Origin of the sequence: Nocardia mikamii NBRC 108933, from assembly GCF_001613505.1 — a bacterium.
GTDB lineage: Bacteria > Actinomycetota > Actinomycetes > Mycobacteriales > Mycobacteriaceae > Nocardia > Nocardia mikamii.
In genome coordinates this window covers 59547-74466 of record NZ_BDCM01000002.1, presented here as the reverse complement: position 1 = coordinate 74466, position 14920 = coordinate 59547, and the positions used below count along the sequence as shown (strand labels likewise).

At 64.4% G+C, this 14920-nt stretch carries 16 protein-coding genes; 10 read left to right on the top strand and 6 right to left on the bottom strand.

The genetic code is table 11. The features are described 5' to 3' along the window. Positions 1-895 precede the first annotated feature (895 nt). Both NMI01S_RS00910 and NMI01S_RS00905 read left to right on the top strand, forming a co-directional pair. Positions 896-1402, top strand: coding sequence for a guanyl-specific ribonuclease (locus tag NMI01S_RS00910; RefSeq protein WP_369689893.1), 507 nt, complete (start codon positions 896-898; stop codon positions 1400-1402). After that, positions 1402-1923, top strand: coding sequence for a barstar family protein (locus tag NMI01S_RS00905; protein ID WP_062994146.1), 522 nt, complete (start codon positions 1402-1404; stop codon positions 1921-1923). The genes NMI01S_RS00910 and NMI01S_RS00905 overlap by 1 nt, the downstream gene beginning before the upstream one ends. A 30-nt stretch (positions 1924-1953) precedes the next feature. Here NMI01S_RS00905 and NMI01S_RS00900 read toward each other — a convergent pair whose 3' ends face one another. Beyond that, positions 1954-2646 carry a TetR/AcrR family transcriptional regulator gene (locus NMI01S_RS00900; protein WP_245716646.1) on the bottom strand — a complete coding sequence of 231 codons (693 nt, stop codon included), beginning with the start codon at positions 2644-2646 and terminating at the stop codon, positions 1954-1956. A gap of 99 nt (positions 2647-2745) precedes the next feature. Here NMI01S_RS00900 and NMI01S_RS00895 point away from each other — a divergent pair, with 99 nt between their 5' ends. The 3 genes from NMI01S_RS00895 to yhjD all read left to right on the top strand — a co-directional run bounded on the left by NMI01S_RS00895 (position 2746) and on the right by yhjD (position 5836). Further along, positions 2746-3678, top strand: coding sequence for an oxygenase MpaB family protein (locus tag NMI01S_RS00895; protein WP_062994145.1), 933 nt, complete (start codon positions 2746-2748; stop codon positions 3676-3678). A gap of 70 nt (positions 3679-3748) precedes the next feature. Beyond that, positions 3749-4771 (top strand): tryptophan--tRNA ligase, encoded by a 1023-nt coding sequence (trpS, locus tag NMI01S_RS00890; RefSeq protein ID WP_062994144.1) that lies wholly within the window; start codon positions 3749-3751, stop codon positions 4769-4771. Positions 4772-4822: 51 nt separating this feature from the next. Further along, positions 4823-5836: an inner membrane protein YhjD gene (gene yhjD, locus NMI01S_RS00885; protein WP_062994143.1), complete on the top strand. Its 1014-nt coding sequence runs from the start codon at positions 4823-4825 to the stop codon at positions 5834-5836. A gap of 51 nt (positions 5837-5887) precedes the next feature. Here yhjD and NMI01S_RS00880 read toward each other — a convergent pair whose 3' ends face one another. After that, the gene (locus NMI01S_RS00880; protein ID WP_062994142.1) at positions 5888-6445 is read right to left on the bottom strand and encodes a hypothetical protein; all 558 of its coding nucleotides are present in this window, start codon (positions 6443-6445) and stop codon (positions 5888-5890) included. A gap of 91 nt (positions 6446-6536) precedes the next feature. Between NMI01S_RS00880 and NMI01S_RS00875 the strand changes: the two genes are divergently transcribed. The 4 genes from NMI01S_RS00875 (at position 6537) to NMI01S_RS00860 (ending at position 11226) form a co-directional block, all read left to right on the top strand. Continuing rightward, the gene (locus tag NMI01S_RS00875) at positions 6537-6854 is read left to right on the top strand and encodes a hypothetical protein (RefSeq protein WP_062994141.1); all 318 of its coding nucleotides are present in this window, start codon (positions 6537-6539) and stop codon (positions 6852-6854) included. A 26-nt stretch (positions 6855-6880) separates the two neighbouring features. Continuing rightward, complete coding sequence (locus tag NMI01S_RS00870; RefSeq protein WP_062994140.1) at positions 6881-9367, top strand: TPR repeat domain-containing protein; 2487 nt, start codon at positions 6881-6883, stop codon at positions 9365-9367. Continuing rightward, entirely contained in the window at positions 9364-10458 is a 1095-nt protein-coding gene (locus NMI01S_RS00865; protein ID WP_062994139.1) for a TPR repeat domain-containing protein, read from the top strand. Before NMI01S_RS00870 ends, NMI01S_RS00865 begins: the two co-directional genes overlap by 4 nt. A 144-nt stretch (positions 10459-10602) precedes the next feature. Further along, on the top strand, positions 10603-11226 hold the full coding sequence (locus tag NMI01S_RS00860) for an antibiotic biosynthesis monooxygenase (RefSeq protein ID WP_084512105.1): 624 nt from the start codon (positions 10603-10605) through the stop codon (positions 11224-11226). Positions 11227-11321: 95 nt separating this feature from the next. On the opposite strand, the gene NMI01S_RS00855 is transcribed toward NMI01S_RS00860, so the two are convergent. From NMI01S_RS00855 to NMI01S_RS00840, 4 genes are read right to left on the bottom strand one after another with little or no spacing between them, the layout of a single operon-like run. Next, a complete protein-coding gene (locus NMI01S_RS00855; protein WP_062994138.1) occupies positions 11322-12050 on the bottom strand; it encodes an ESX secretion-associated protein EspG in 729 nt (242 codons plus the stop codon). After that, positions 12047-13390 carry a hypothetical protein gene (locus NMI01S_RS00850; RefSeq protein WP_062994137.1) on the bottom strand — a complete coding sequence of 448 codons (1344 nt, stop codon included), beginning with the start codon at positions 13388-13390 and terminating at the stop codon, positions 12047-12049. The genes NMI01S_RS00855 and NMI01S_RS00850 overlap by 4 nt, the downstream gene beginning before the upstream one ends. Before the next feature lie 2 nt (positions 13391-13392). Further along, positions 13393-13983, bottom strand: a complete 591-nt coding sequence (locus NMI01S_RS33865) for a DUF3558 domain-containing protein (protein ID WP_245716665.1) — start codon at positions 13981-13983, stop codon at positions 13393-13395. Positions 13984-14021: 38 nt separating this feature from the next. Then, positions 14022-14387, bottom strand: coding sequence for a hypothetical protein (locus tag NMI01S_RS00840; RefSeq protein WP_062994135.1), 366 nt, complete (start codon positions 14385-14387; stop codon positions 14022-14024). A 292-nt stretch (positions 14388-14679) separates the two neighbouring features. Between NMI01S_RS00840 and NMI01S_RS36350 the strand changes: the two genes are divergently transcribed. Further along, positions 14680-14919 (top strand): helix-turn-helix domain-containing protein, encoded by a 240-nt coding sequence (locus NMI01S_RS36350; protein WP_369689892.1) that lies wholly within the window; start codon positions 14680-14682, stop codon positions 14917-14919. The last annotated feature ends 1 nt before the right edge of the window (position 14920 follow it).

Here is a 14920-nt window from a genome sequence, read left to right as displayed (position 1 = left end):
TTTCCGGGTGGAGTGTTGGAGGTGCAGGCGTACCCCGGAGACCAACCGGGTGTCGGCGTGTATCTGGAGTACCGGCAGTCGTGCAACAGCGCTCGGGCGTTCGGTCCAGGCGAGGCCGAACGGCTCGGTTCGGCGGACATCGATGCGGAGGGCGCCTGATGGGGCTGTTCGTAGCGTTCGCGGTGCCGTTGGTGGCGTTCTTGGCCGTGCTCTTCTGGCCCCGAAAGCAGTGAGGGCAGAAATGCTCGGCCAACGGAGCGAGCCGGGAACCTACATGGATAGATGAATACGCGATGGAGTCTCGCTCTCGTTGCGGCGCTCATCGGCATAATTCCGGCGCTCACGGTCGGCGCCGGCCCCGCTCATGCCGACGCTGAACGGCAGGACGGCCCGGTGACGCTGTACGTGTCGGGGGAAGGGCTGACTGTCTACAAAGTGGTTACGACGCTGGCCGTGGCGCAAGGCCACAGCGGGAACCTTCAGGCGTACTACTTGATCGTGCCTCCGGGTGGCAACGCTGCGAAGGCCGAGAAGAAGTACAGCGAGCATGTGTTCGAGGGTCCGTTGCGACCGGGTGTAGCCCGAGATTCCTACGGCCCGACGGGTGGGTTCCTGGACGGTACCCAGCTGTGTGCGGGGTGGTGGGACCCGCTGGGACACCTCACTATTCCGGGGTATCCACTGCCGCTAGCTGCGGCGATGACAACTCGTCCCCGCGATGCCACATCAACCTTTCCGGACACGACACCAGGTGGTCCCGTAGGTTTGTCTCGCGTGAACGAGGGCCGCGCTACCATCCGGCCGACGGGGCGGCGAGTCGACTCGTCGTTCTCCCCGTCAGCGTGGACGGGACCTCCGCACGTCCGGCAGCACCGATGAACAGGCACCGATGAACATGTCCGACAAGAGAATTCGCATCCTGATGGTTCTGGGTGGGCTGGTGATCGCGGCGATCGTGGCCGGGGTCCTGGGCCTGCGCGGTGGTTCCACCACGCACGACACCGCGAGTTCGGCGGCGGCGACCGTGCACTCCACCAAGGCCGCGCAGTCCACCACCGCATCCGCCAAGCCCGCGCCCGGCAACGGCGCCACACCCGCCGCGTCGGCGACCCGGGCGCCGGGCGTGCCCGACCGCGCCTACGCCACCCTCGTCGAAATCGACGCCGGACGCTGGCCCGATTCGGCGAACGCGCCGGGCACCAAGGGCGGCGATCAGTGGATGAACCGCGCCGGAACCCTGCCGAAGACCGACTCGAGCGGTAAGGCGATCACCTATCAGGAATGGGACGTCAACCCGAAGCAACGCGGCCAGACCCGCGACGCCGAACGCATCGTGACCGGCAGCGACGGATCGGCCTATTACACCGGCGACCACTACCAGACCTTCACGAGGATGCGCTGATGGCCGAAACCATGTCGTTGTCGCGGTTCCTGGCCCCGAATGCCGGCTCCGATGCGGCCGCGGCGCGGCAGAACGGCCGCGCCCACCGGGCGGCGACGGGGCCGGTCCTCGGCGCCCTCGACGTCGGCGCCGGACCGTTCAGCGGGGTACGATTCCAGGTCCCGGACGGGTATATCGCCCGCGAGGTCCGGGGCGCGAAGATGCGCACCACCGAGGGCGTTTTCGACGAATTCGCCGCAGCCCTGCAGTTTCCCTACTACTTCGGCGACAATCGCGACGCCTTCGACGAATGTCTGCGCGATCTGGACGAATTCGTCGGCGAGGCATCGGGATACGTGATCGTGATCCGGGATTCGGGCCAGTTGCTCGCGGATCAGCGCGAAGATCTGGAATGGTTCGACGAGGCCATGACGGCGGCCGCGAGCGCCTGGGCCACCCGCGGAACCGTCTTCCGCGTGGTGCTGCAGCGCCCGTCGCCGTCGTTGTCCGCGGTCGAGCTGACCCTCGCCGGCGCGGGATGACGCGCCTGGCCGGCGTCGCTCGCGTCCGGTTCAGCGCAGGCGGCCGGCCAGGTCCTCGCCGAGCAGGACGAACACATCCGTGGTTTCGTCGATGAGCTGTTCGCGGGACATGTCGATGTCGCCCTGCAACCAACTCGTCAGCGTCTGGACGAGTCCGCCCACCAGATAGGTCGCGCGGAATCCGATGGCCGGGTCCGGGGTCGGCGAGCTCATTCCGTAGAAGTCGATGCCCTGCACGGCAACGAGATTCGCGAACGAGGCGATGGACTGCAGGGTGCGTGAGCGCAGCTCCGGGGTGGAGGCGCTCACCGCCAGCGCGACCTGGGCCTTGCGCGGATCGTCGGTCAGCACGTGGATACCGGCCGCGACGGCGGCGTGCGCCATCGTGCGTGTGTCGCGCTGTGTGCGCCGGGTGGACGCGTCGGGAGAGTGGTCGCTCGCCTCGGCCGCTGAGCCCCCTGCCTGCTGCAGGGCCTGCACGATGGCGTGCGCGAGTTCCTCGGCGATGCCGTCGAACAGTGCGGTGAGAACGGCATCGCGGCCGGTGAACTGTTCGTAGTAGTACCGCTCGTTCAATCCGGCCTGCGCGCACAGCCCGGCAACCGTCAGCTTGTCCACGCCCTGGGTGCCGATGATCTCGAGTGCCGCGTCGAGCAGCGCGGCACGCCGGCCCGCGCGCCGTTCGGCGGCCGAGATACCGCCATAGGTCCGCTGTGCCGTCACGGTCCGATTGTGGCACGGACGCGATTCTGGCATGGTCTCTTGCCAGAACGAGGGTTTCTGGTGGATGCTATTGCCAGATTCCATGCGAGGAGGGCGACGATGCCTGGTCCGGGATATTTCTCCGACGATTCGATGATCCGCCGGGTGATGCGCAAACGCGCGGTGGGACTGACCTACGGCCTGCGAGCGCTGGTGATCGGCGCGGTCCATCCGCTGCTGTTCGTCGGCACCGCCGAGAACACAGCCCACCGCGCCACCCCCTACACGCGGCTTGCACTCACCGGCCGGCTGTTCGAGGCGGTGTTCCTCGGCGACAAGGACGAGGCCGACCGGGCGCTGTCGTTCACCCGAAAGCGGCATGTCCCCGTCGAAGGTGTGCTGCCCGAGAATGCGGGCCCGCATCATCCGGCGGGTTCGCACTACTCCGCACTGGACCCGCACCTGATGTTCATGACCATGGCATTCACCGCCGACTCCGCCGAGGTCATGCACGACGTGCTGGTGCGCAAGCTGACTTCGGGTGAGCGGGAGGACCTGTACCAGGACTACGTGCGCTGGGGTGAGTTGTTCGGAATGCCGCGTTCGGCCGCTCCCGCCGACTATCCGGCCTTCCGGCGGGTCTTCGATGCCTACCTCGCCTCGGACGAGCTGTACCTGACCGAGGAGGCGCGGCTGGTCGGCTCGTATCTGGCGGGCGCGCAGGTGCCGCATCCGCTGCCGCGGCCGTTGCAGCAGGCCAGCAGTGGCGCGCATCTGCTGGTCCAGGGCTCGCTACCGCCGCGGATCCGGCGGATGTACGGCATCCAGTGGGGCCGCCGCGTTGAGCTCGCGTACCGGGGGCTCGCGCAGGCCGTGCGCACCGCCCACGTGCGGCCGCCGCTCGCGCCGCCGGTACTGCGCGACACCCTGTCCGGACCGAGCGCACCGGTCTATCGCCTGATCACCCGGCGGGAAAAGGACCTGGTCGCGAGCGGTAGGTCCAGCATGCCGGGGGTGGATCCGCGCAACTACGCCGAACGGCACGCGGTCTGAGCGGCGCCGCCCCGCACGTCCCCCGCTCCCTCGGGAAAAACCGCTTGGGCGTGCATGGGAAGATCGGTTCATGTCCAGTCCTGCCCCCAGCGAACGCAAGCAGCGGGTCCTCTCCGGCGTCCAGCCGACCAGCGACTCCTTCCACCTCGGCAACTACCTTGGTGCGCTGCAGTATTGGGTGCCGTTACAGGACGACTACGAGGCGCTCTACTTCATTCCGGACATGCACGCCATCACGGTGTCGCAGGACCCCAAACAGCTGCGCAGCCGTACGCTGCGCAGTGTCGCGCAGCTGCTCGCGGTAGGTATCGACCCCAAGCGGTCCACCCTGTTCGTGCAGAGTCATGTGCCCGAGCATGCCGAACTCACCTGGGTGCTGAGCTGCATCACCGGCTTCGGCGAGGCCAGCCGGATGACTCAGTTCAAGGACAAGGCGGCCAAACAGGGTTCCGACAACGCGACCGTCGGCCTGTTCACCTACCCGATCCTGATGGCGGCCGACATCCTGCTGTACCGCGCGCAGCTGGTCCCGGTCGGTGAGGATCAGCGCCAGCACCTGGAGTTGACCCGAAACCTGGCGCAGCGCTTCAACACTCGCTTCAAGAAGACCTTCGTGGTCCCCGAACCGCATATCGTCACCGGTACGGCGAAGATCTACGACCTGCAGGATCCGACCTCGAAGATGAGCAAGTCCGCCGCCAGCGACGCGGGCCTGATCAATCTGCTCGACGATCCCAAGGTGTCGGCGAAGAAGATCCGCTCGGCCGTCACCGACACCGAACGGGAGATTCGCTACGACCCGGAGACCAAACCGGGCGTCAGCAACCTGCTGGTGATCCTGTCCTCGCTCACCGACACGCCCATCGTCACACTCGAAAAAGGCTTCGAGGGCAAGGGATATGGCGAGCTCAAAGCCGATGTGGCCGACGCCCTGGTGGAATTCGTGACACCGCTGCAGGCGAAAGTGCAAGAGTATCTGGACGATCAGGGCGAACTCGATCGCATTCTCGCCACCGGTGCCGAGCAGGCGCGCGAGATCGCCGGTAAGACCCTCGCGCAGGTGTACGACCGAGTGGGTTTCCTGCACCGCTGATCTGCGCCGCGCGAGGCCGTGTGTTGCGGTTGAACAGGTTCGGGAGGACAGGTGCTCGACAAGCTCAAGGCGCGGATCCAACGTGAGGTGCGAGCGCGGCCGTGGCTGGACCACGCCGTTCGCGCCGGCGGCAGCTACCAGCGCCAGCGCGGCGACTATTTCGCGGCCGGCATCACGTATTTCACGGTGCTCTCGCTGTTTCCGCTGCTGATGGTCGCCTTCGCCGTCGCCGGGTTCGTCCTCGCCCGCGATCCGCACCTGCTCGAGGAGTTGCGCGACAAGATCGTCGAGAACATTCCGGGGTCGTTCGGCGGCCAGGTCAACGATCTGATCGACCAGGCGATCAAGTCCCGGACCAGTGTCGGCCTCATCGGTCTGTTCATCGCCGCCTACAGCGGATTGGGCTGGATGGCCAACCTGCGCGCCGCCCTGACCGAACAGTGGGAACAGCCCGCACACGAGGGCAATTGGTTCAAGACCAAACTGTCGGACCTGATGGCACTGGCCGGGCTCGGCGTCGCGATGGTGGTGTCGCTGGGCCTGTCGGCGTTGTCGTCGAGTGGGCTGGCGCTGCAACTGCTGGAAAGTGTCGGGCTCGACAAGGCGCCCGGCGTCTCGTGGCTGTTGCGATTGCTCACGCTGGTCCTCGCGGTGCTCGCGTCCTGGGCGGTCTTCGTCTGGATCATCGCCCGGCTGCCCCGCCAGCCGGTGACCTTCACCAGCGCCGTGCGCGCGGCGTTCATCGCCGCGATCGCCTTCGAGATCTGGAAGCAGGTGGCCTCCTTCTACCTGCAGAAGGTGCTCACCAGCCCCGCGGGCGTCGCCTTCGGCTCGATCATCGGCCTCATGGTCTTCGCCTACATCACCGCCCGCATCATCCTGTTCGCCACCGCCTGGGCCGCCACCGCGCGGGAGAACGAGGTGGAGGCAGAGATCCCGGCGCCGGCACCGGCGGTGATCGAGCCGCGGATGCACGCGGGCATGACGGCGAGCACGGGCCTGGCCTTGTTCGGCGTGGGTGCGGCGCTGGGTTCGATGGTCGGTATCGCGCGCCGGAAGCGGTGAGGCGTACCGCTCGATCTGCGCAGCCAGCCGGCGCGGCGGGTGCCGCAACGGTTACTCCAACCAGGATTTTCGCTGATAGTAAGCGTCTTCATCGTCATCGGGCACGTCGTAGAGGTTGTACGGCGGTGACGTATTCGGCGAAGCATGCTGCCGCGGAGGGGTATTCGACCGCTCCTGCCGATGGTCCTGCCACAATGCCGACTGGCGCTGGGCCGCCGGTCGGTCCTCGGGCCGATTCGGGGGCGAATTGCGGGGCCGGTCAGGCAATCCGGACCCGGCGGCCGCGCCGAGTGGTCGGCCCAACGCGTCGCCGGTCGCCGCGACCGCCTCGGCGACCTGAGGATCGGCGCTGAAGACCTGCACGGCATCACGTACCTGGACGCGTGCGGCCGCGAGGGCCTCGGCAGCCAGTCGGGTGAGCTCGGCACCCACGGCCGCGCCACCGTAGGTCAACGCGCGATCATCGATTCGGATCGCGATCTCTCCGTCGGCGCAAGCTTCCACCACCAGATACCCATCCAGTGATCGGGCAGATGACCGCGCTGTCGTCAACGCTTCCGCAAGTCGGCGGGTGCTTTCGTGGATCGGATCCTGATCGGTCAACCCCATATCGAACTCCTCCCTCGTACCGGGCAAGCGTAACGTGAATCTTTACTCAGGCTTTGAACTCGCCGCTTCGATGCCCGTACGATGACGCTTCGTGGGTGATCCATTGAGCGAGACTCTGAAGATCAACGGCGCCGACGCCGCCATCCTGGCCCGCAACGTGAAGGCCCGCGCCGGAGAAATCAAGGACGTCAAGCACGGAGAGGCCGCGACCACGGTGACGAACGGGTTCCCGGGCTTCACCATCGGCGAGGCGTGCACGACAGCCGGCACGGCGGCGTCGCAAGCGTTGCGGGACTTGAGCACAGCGCTGGATGTCATCGGCGACAACACGGTGACGGTATCGGCCAAGTTCCTGCACATCGATGAGGCCCGAGCACGCGAGTTCGATCGCGCCGACGCGGGCCGCTGACCGGATGAAGACAAAGGGGGGCGGCTGTGTCCGCGACGAAAACTCAAGCGGAGCAATGTAATCCGAGCGCACTGGATTCGCTCATCACAGAGTGGCAGACCGTGCACGACACGGTCGAAACGGCCTTGGACAAGACGGGCAACGACTACCGTCAGTCTGTCGACTACTGGACCGGTAAGACCGGAGATCGGGCACGTGACACCGCGGCGCAAGCGGTCACCGCCGGACGCTCGTTCACCGGTGACCTCACTGCGGCTCTCACAACACTGAGAGGCGATCGCGATGCGATCTGGGCGGCCAAGAATCGCGCCACCGGGGCGATTACCGCTGCCACTCAGGCGAAATACGATGTTGCCGAGGACGGTACGGTCTCCGCCGGCCAAGATGCCATCGTGGCCGCGACAGCTTCCTTGGATCAGGCGGAGGACAGGAGGAATGCAGTTGCCGCGCTGACCAAGTACGGCAAGGACACGTTCGAGCAGCCGATCAAGACGGCGCTGAACGACCTGGGGACGATCGTCGACGCGGCGGCAGATCACATCCGGAAGGCATTCGAACACAGCGGCGGTGTCACCGCCGTCGCGGCCGAAGCGCCGGGAAAGTTGGATCCGAGCAAGCAACTGACCGCGGAGCAGGGGAAGGCCGACGGTGAGACCATCGCAGACGGGAAACTCTCCGACGATGAGAAGCAGCGGATTCTCGATCATCTGCGCCAGACCGGGCTCACCCCGGAACAACTGACGGCCCTGCGAGAGGGGAAGGACGTCACGGTCCCGGCCTCCACCATGAGCTACCTGTCGAACCTCTACGACGAGGCGGGCCGGGACGGCCTGATCTCGCTCTCGGAGACTTTGAAGCGCGACGGCTCGCCCCAATCCCTCGAACTGCGACAGAGCCTGGCCAACGGGATGATGACACTGTCCAACGAGCACCTCGTGAGCCGTGATTCGAAGGGGACGGTCACCGACCGCGGCGGGTACCGGAAACTCAACTCCGAGGTTCGCGAGATAATCGGCACCCGGCCGAATATCAGCGGGGCACCCGATGCGAACACCAGAGATATTCCCGACGATTACCGATCGGGATTCTTCGGTGGTCACAATGTCGACCGCCAGAGCGCGATCAAAGAGTACACCGGGGACTTGGACAAATTCGCCGACTTCCTCTGGGATGCGAACAAGGAATACCAACCCGGCGAGAAATTCGGTGTGGAACTGGGGCGTCAGGCGGCCCACCAAGCGTGGATCATCGATCACGATGGATACACCGGGTACGAAGGTACGAAGCTTCAGGACGGTGAGGCGTTGCGCCACACGGAGCACAGTGCGCAGAATCTCCTGGACGTGGCCGCTCGTAATCACGATGCCGACCACGCATTGCTCACCGGTAAAGGCAGCGACGAGTTGTTCGGTAAGGACACGCCGGGGCAGTCGTGGCATCCGTACGACGCGGGTAAATTGACAACGACGCTGTTGACGCACAAATGGGCAGACGGTGGCGACGCTTTGGGGAACATGTATCGGTGGGTGGAGGACGATTCGCATTCTTCCGACCCCGCCGTCCGAACGCGCGCCGGTGAAATTGCCGGCGGCCTGTCCGGCAGCCTGGTGAAGAACTATGACACATTGATGAATGTGCACGGCTCGCATACCGAAGCGTTCGGTCAGGTCAATCCCGAGGCGGTGCAGGCGCTGTCGTCCGCGCTGGCTCCCTATGTGCCCGATATGGCCGGAAACCTGCCGCCCGACGTCGCGCACACCGGGTTTACGCCACCCGATGGCATCCATGACGACCGACGACCGGGCGCGCAGAAGATTTTCGCACTGATGGATACCGACAAGGATGCGGCGACACAGTTCAATGCGAAGGCGCTCGTCGCGGCGTCGGAACTCCAGTCCAGGTGGGTGGAAAGCGCGCTCGACAACCCGGGCAATCCGCAAGGCTCACTGGCGACCACATCCGGCAGGATCCAAGCTCTGGTCGACCAGGGGCTGACGATGGAAGCGTCCGATCGCACCGGCGATGCCAATAAGGCGGCCGCACTGGACGCCGCTCACCACTTCGCGAACAAGGGTGCCGCCTACGACTCGATCAAGTCCGTTCTCACCACCGGAATCAAATATGTTCCGGTGGTCGGAGATATAGCGGCACCAATAATCGACGTGAGTAATCCCTGGGGGAAGAATGCTCTGATCGGCCTGTATTCGGCACCGGATCCCGCGCAGCCTCGAATCGACTCACACTTCCAGCCGGCTCAAATCTCCTACTCGGTAGCCGACACCTTGCAGGCCAGAGACGGGTATATCGCGCACGATCCCCGGTATACCGATATGTTCGATTCTCGCGGACAGCTGAAAAGCTACCAAACCCTGGTCGAGGACGATCACATGCCCGAGCAGGTGATCGATTCGAATCTCACCAATATCATCAACAGCTACAACAACGGTGCGTTCAGCGATAAATTCTTGCAACTTCAGAACGATGTCGACAAGGGACGGAATTCGATCAAGTGAAGCGTCTGGTCGGGGGCTTTCTGTGCGCCGCGATCGTGGCCGGGCTGGTTGCGTGCGGTACCGAGCCGAGCGCCGCACAATCGGCCGCGGACGATCTGGTCGGTCATGCCGTCGCGGCCGGCAGTGCCGACAAGACGGCGGTTCACGGCTTGCTCACCGGCCATGCGCCCCGCGACGGTGTGACCGCAGATCAGGTACTCGGCAATTTGCTGCATCGACATTGGGATGACCACGGGGCCGCGATGGGCGCGCTGTTCTCGTGGATCGGAACGGACGCGAAGGCATCCGATCCGGCAGTCGCAGCTCGCGCCGGCGAATCCGCAGCCGGGCTGGCTCGATACCTGGGTGATCACGTAGCCGACCTGCTCAATCTCGACGGTCCCCGAACCGCATCGGTCGGACAGGTGAACCCGAAGGCGGTACAACAGATCAGCGCCGCCCTGACGCCATATATCCCCAATATGGCAGGAGTCCGCTTGCCGGGTATCGCCGCGGCGGGATTCCCGGCACCTGACGGGAGCGACCCCATCGGACGCGACGCGGTCAACGTCTTCGCTGTGGTCGGCAGCGACAGGGACGCCGCCCAGCAGCTCGTGGACGCGACCTTCGCTGTCGCCGGAGCCATTGCCAGAGAGTGGGTATTCGCTGAACTGGATCACCGTGCCGCCACCGCTGGGCCCTACGAGTACGGAGTGTTGTGCGGGATTCTCGATCGCGGTCTCACCGCGGAAGCGGACGACCGAACTCGAGACGAGTTCGGTGATACGACCCCTCCGCCGGTCGATGACAAACGTCAACAGCCCTACGTCGCGTATGACGCGCTGCTCGGAGCCCTGCCGGAGATCGATATCGCGACAGCCATTCAGAGCCACAACGGTTTTATCTTTCACGACGCTCGCTACACGTATTTATTCGACGACGAGGGACAGTTGCGGGATGTGATCCAGCTGATGAGATCCGGCCCTCTCTCTGGCCAGGTGGTCCAAAGCGACCTGGCCAATGTCATTTGCAACGACAGTAACGGCAGGATGGAAGTGCCCTATCTCGGCTTCTACGGTCGCTACCGGCAGGGGCGGGACGCCGTCGAGTAGCGAAAACTGCGCGCGGCCCTCGGCCCCGAGAACTGTGTTCTCGCGGCTATTGCCCGGGTGCTTGCCACGGTGCTCCCGACGGAGGAGTCTGAACAGGACCGGTGGCGCCGCCGGGCGCTGCCCCGAGCAGAGAGGGGGTGGGTCGTGTTCGCACGGTCTACCACGATTCAGGCGCAACCCTCCGCTATCGATGCCGGGATTGCGCATATGCGGGATGACGTCATGCCGGTGTTGAAGGAAACCCCCGGCTGTACCGGATTGTCTCTCCTCGTCGATCGCACCTTCGGTCGTTGTATCTCCACTACCGGATGGGAAACCGAGGCTGCCATGCACGAGAGCGAGCCGGGTTTCATGGCGGCGCGCGACCGGGCCGTGACGGTCTTCGGCGGTACCGCCGCGCAGGTCGCGGAATGGGAAATCGCCGTCCTGCACCGGGACCATCCCTCGATGCCCGGGGCATGCGTCCGCGCCACCTGGATCAAGACCGATCCGAGCCGCCTCGACATGTCGACCGACGCCTACCGCAACTACATCCTGCCGGGGATGGAACAGCTCGACGGATTCTGCAGCGCGAGCCTGCTGATCAACCGCGCATCCGGCCGTGCCGTCTCCTGCGGCGTCTTCGACAGCGCCGAGGCCATGCAGCGCAACCGCGAGCAGTCCGCGGCTTTGCGTGTCGACGCGGCCCGCCAGGTGGGTGTCGAGGCGATCGATGTACGGGAGTTCGAACTGGCGTTGGCGCATCTGCGGGTGCCGGAACTGGTGTGAGCGCGTCGCGGCGTCGCCATCGGGCGACGCCGCAGTCAACTGCGCTCTTCAGCTATCAGTTCTGCGTCGGCAACGGCAGGTATGCAGCTCAGCGATCAATCGACGGGCGAATACTCCTGCTGTATCTGCATCATGCGTGTGATGTCGTGACAGATGCTGTCGGTCGCGGCAGGGTCGATGCGAAAATCGTTGTACTGCTGGCGATAGGTGTAGCGCCCGTCGCCCTCGACATCGAACCAGCTGAGATATTGCGGGGGATAGGGCCTGGGGTGTTGCAGCCCGCACCGGACCTCGATATGCCCCGAGCCCGCACGCGGCGCTTTGAGCAGCTTTTTCATCCGGTCGGTGGTGGTTTCCCTCGTGCCCGTCCAGGAGTCGAGATCGGTGCGGATGCGGTCGAAACTCTCGATCAAGGCGGGTTGCTTCCCGGCCGGGAGGTTGCCGAGAACAGCGCCGAACACCTTCGACACAATGGAGGCACTGCCCGCCTCGATCACCACGTTGCCGCCGTAATCCGCTACGGGGCCGGGCCTTTGGACCAGCGTCACGCCCACTGTGGTGTCGACTGCGGCGTAGATTCTGACAGGTCGCTTACGAGTTCCCGTGAGTAACAACGAGATCGCGGGATTCGTGACGACTCGTAAGGCGGCAGACAGGTCTGGGTCGAAGCCCTTCGGCATCCTGGTCCGCAGCTCCCAGCTCATCTGCTCGTACTCGCTCTGCCATTGTGCCGACGAACGCAGCTGAATCGGATACGGGTATCTATCCTTGCCCGTCTCTTTCCAGACGTGCATGAATTCGTCAGGTGTGAACTCCCATTTCACCGCTGACGCCCCTCGTCATCGGGGCGAAACTGCGCTGCGGGGGCGTCGGCGCCGATGGCCTCCGGCAGAGTTCGTTCGCGACGGCCCAGTAGTTCCTCTTCTCGATCCATGATCAGGTAGTCGGGAGTCTTGTGCTCCCGCTCGGACTCGTCCTTCTTGCCGGCGCCGCCCATGCCGGGCATGCCGCCGAGTCCGGGCTGTCCAGGGCGAGCACCAAAAGTGCTCGCGGCGACGGGATTTGCACCGCCAGGCACTCCGGGGATGCTTCGGCCCGGACCGCCCGACTGGGCGCCGCTCGAACCGCCATGCGTGCCATAGGAGCCGACCCCGGACCCCGGTCCACCTCCGCCGTATCCCGCAGCGTTGGTGGAATCAAACCCCGACGGCCGGGTATCGCTGCCGGGGAGAGCCGACGTAGCAGGGTTCGATGCGTTCTGGCTACCGGGCGGATTGGAGCTCTGCCCGGACCGGGATGCACTGGCTGGGTCGGTCTGTTGTGAAGCGTCCGGATCGGACTTGTCGGTCGTATCATCCGGTTTGTGCTCGTCCCCCTGGGAATTGGGGCCACCCGGATTCCCCGAATTGTTTATCCCATTGCCGCTGTTCGACAGTCCGCTGTTCGGGCTGTTCGTGCCATCACCACCAGGATTATCGACCGGGACGAAGGTGGGGACGCCGTCGCCCGCGGGCCGGTACGTGGGGTCGTAGTTGTTGTGCATGGCGTCTATCGCCTGCTGACGAAGCTCGGCATCGGCCTTGCCCTTGTCGATCGTCGGAGCCGGCGGCGCGGCGCCGAGTGCGCTCGTCAGTACATCTGCCAGATTGATCGCAGGGGACGACGTCGTATCTGGAGGCGGCACAGCCAATTTGGCTGCCTCCGCGCCATAGGCCGCGGCGGTGATCCGTGCGCTGACCGTCGTGATGACCTCTTGGACATCGGTGGCCTGCTGAACGAACTTTCTGGCGGCGTCCGCAGCGGCGCCGGCGAACTGGCCATGAAAGCTGTCGGACAGCTCCTTTTGGATCGATATGTTCAAGCCGAACAGAGCGCCACCGAGCGCGGAGGCGATATTGAACCACTTTTTGGCGTGTTCGTGCATCGCGTCCGGCTTTATGCTTACGACCTTGTCATAAATATCTTGATGTTCGAGTGCCTCCCAGGGCTCCAGATCTTTAATGTAAGAGGGGTCGGTACTTTGGTGGTGAACGCCCTGCTCAACTTGGTGCGCACCATGCTGAGCTTGGTCGGCCGACTTGCGATTCTCGTATTCCTGCAGCATTGGCCCGAGAAAGGGACCAAGAATGGATGTGCCCGGGTCGGGCTGGCTGTTGCCGCCCATGATCAGTTACCCTTACCGATCGAGGATTCGATTGCCGAGGCGATATTCGCCATATCGGCACACGGATCGGCGGCCTCGCCGCGACCGCGCAGGGTCAATAGCATTCGGATGAATACCGACCCCGCCTTCGTGCGCAGATGCGTTTCGCAGGATCCGGGGATGCTCTGGTCCTGACCGGACGTTGCCTCGCGCCCGTTCACGGGTGCAATGGGATGCAGCCACGAGCCGTTCTTCTGCTGGTCCTCCGCGAATGAGATATTTGTCGAATCGACGTCCATACTGCGGACATCCGAAGTAAACCTGCAGGTAAACGCAGTGTACTCGGTTACCGAGTCGTTCGCGCGTTTACGCGACCTCGGATTGAAACCGGCCGCAGTAACAGTTTCGTCTTGGATCCACGTGCACGGATCGAATGTAACCGCCGGCCGACCACTATCCGTGGCACCGTCTTGCTTCGGAGGCTGCAAACTCGGTGCTGTCAGTGTGGGAGCGGGAGGCATATTGGCTAGTTCGGAAATCGACCCCGGGGCGGAAGTGGCGGATTTGGAGACTCCATCACCATTGGAAGAACAAGCGGATGAAGTGGCCAGCATGATTACTGCGCAGCCTACGGTGAGCCAGATCCGAACGTTCATTTCGCAATGCCTGACGATGTATTGATGGCCCGGCGATTCATGTCATCGGCTCCCTGTAGGTCGTTACCGGCTCGGAGGTAAGCTGCAGCCATTTGCAGCGCTGCTTCCTGTATTCCGAGAAGTGCTTCGGTGAGACTCTCGCCCTTTTTCGCGAATCCGCTCTGCAGATCAGATGCGGAGGTAAAATTCCCGAACCCGCTGAGAGCATGGATCAGGTACGAATCCTGGACCTGCTCGTCCAGCGATTCCGCGAATCGCTCGAATACCTTCGCGCATTTATGTGCAGCCCCCGGCTCCATCTTGAATGTTCCGTCGACCGCCTGCTGCCACAGCGCGTTAGCGGTTGACTGCCCCACGTCCATCGGCGTCCCTCCCGTCGTGCGTCCCGCTCACCTTACTGGACGCTCGGTGGGCGCTCACGGTTCCCTCGACTGCTCGATCTGCTGTGCGGGCTCCGCGAAAGATGCAATCCTTGCTGGGGTTATGCGGGGATCGAATGAGATTCCGCCAGGGTGGGGCAGTGGGGGATTGCGTGGTGATGTGCTGCCACGGTCGAAGCGAACCTGAAGGGAGGCAGGCATGTCGGAGTGTGGTTCCACGTTGCCGAGGCGGCAGCTGGGGCGGTATCTGCGCAACGGGCGTGAGGAGTGCGGGTTGACGCTGCATCAGGCGGCTGCGCTGATTCAGCGCAGTGCGAGTACGTTGCAGCGGATCGAGCGGGGGATGGTGGCGCATCTGCGTGAGGTGGACATCGATGCTCTGTGCAAGGTGTACGGATTCGACGGCGACCACACCGCTGCAATGAAAGCCCTTGCTGCGCAAGGCAACGAGTTGAGTTGGTGGTGCGAGTACGGTGATTTGTTGCCCCGAACTTCGACTTCTATGTCGGTCTAGA

What these genes read in the sequence shown, in the direction of transcription:
- NMI01S_RS00840 (WP_062994135.1), bottom strand. Translation starts at nt 14,387, where the DNA reads ATGGACGTGGGGCAGTCAACCGCTAACGCGCTGTGGCAGCAGGCGGTC.
- NMI01S_RS00850 (WP_062994137.1), bottom strand. Translation starts at nt 13,390, where the DNA reads ATGGGCGGCAACAGCCAGCCCGACCCGGGCACATCCATTCTTGGTCCC.
- NMI01S_RS00910 (WP_369689893.1), top strand. Translation starts at nt 896, where the DNA reads ATGTCCGACAAGAGAATTCGCATCCTGATGGTTCTGGGTGGGCTGGTG.
- NMI01S_RS00880 (WP_062994142.1), bottom strand. Translation starts at nt 6,445, where the DNA reads ATGGGGTTGACCGATCAGGATCCGATCCACGAAAGCACCCGCCGACTT.
- NMI01S_RS00905 (WP_062994146.1), top strand. Translation starts at nt 1,402, where the DNA reads ATGGCCGAAACCATGTCGTTGTCGCGGTTCCTGGCCCCGAATGCCGGC.
- NMI01S_RS00895 (WP_062994145.1), top strand. Translation starts at nt 2,746, where the DNA reads ATGCCTGGTCCGGGATATTTCTCCGACGATTCGATGATCCGCCGGGTG.
- trpS (WP_062994144.1), top strand. Translation starts at nt 3,749, where the DNA reads ATGTCCAGTCCTGCCCCCAGCGAACGCAAGCAGCGGGTCCTCTCCGGC.
- NMI01S_RS33865 (WP_245716665.1), bottom strand. Translation starts at nt 13,983, where the DNA reads ATGCTGGCCACTTCATCCGCTTGTTCTTCCAATGGTGATGGAGTCTCC.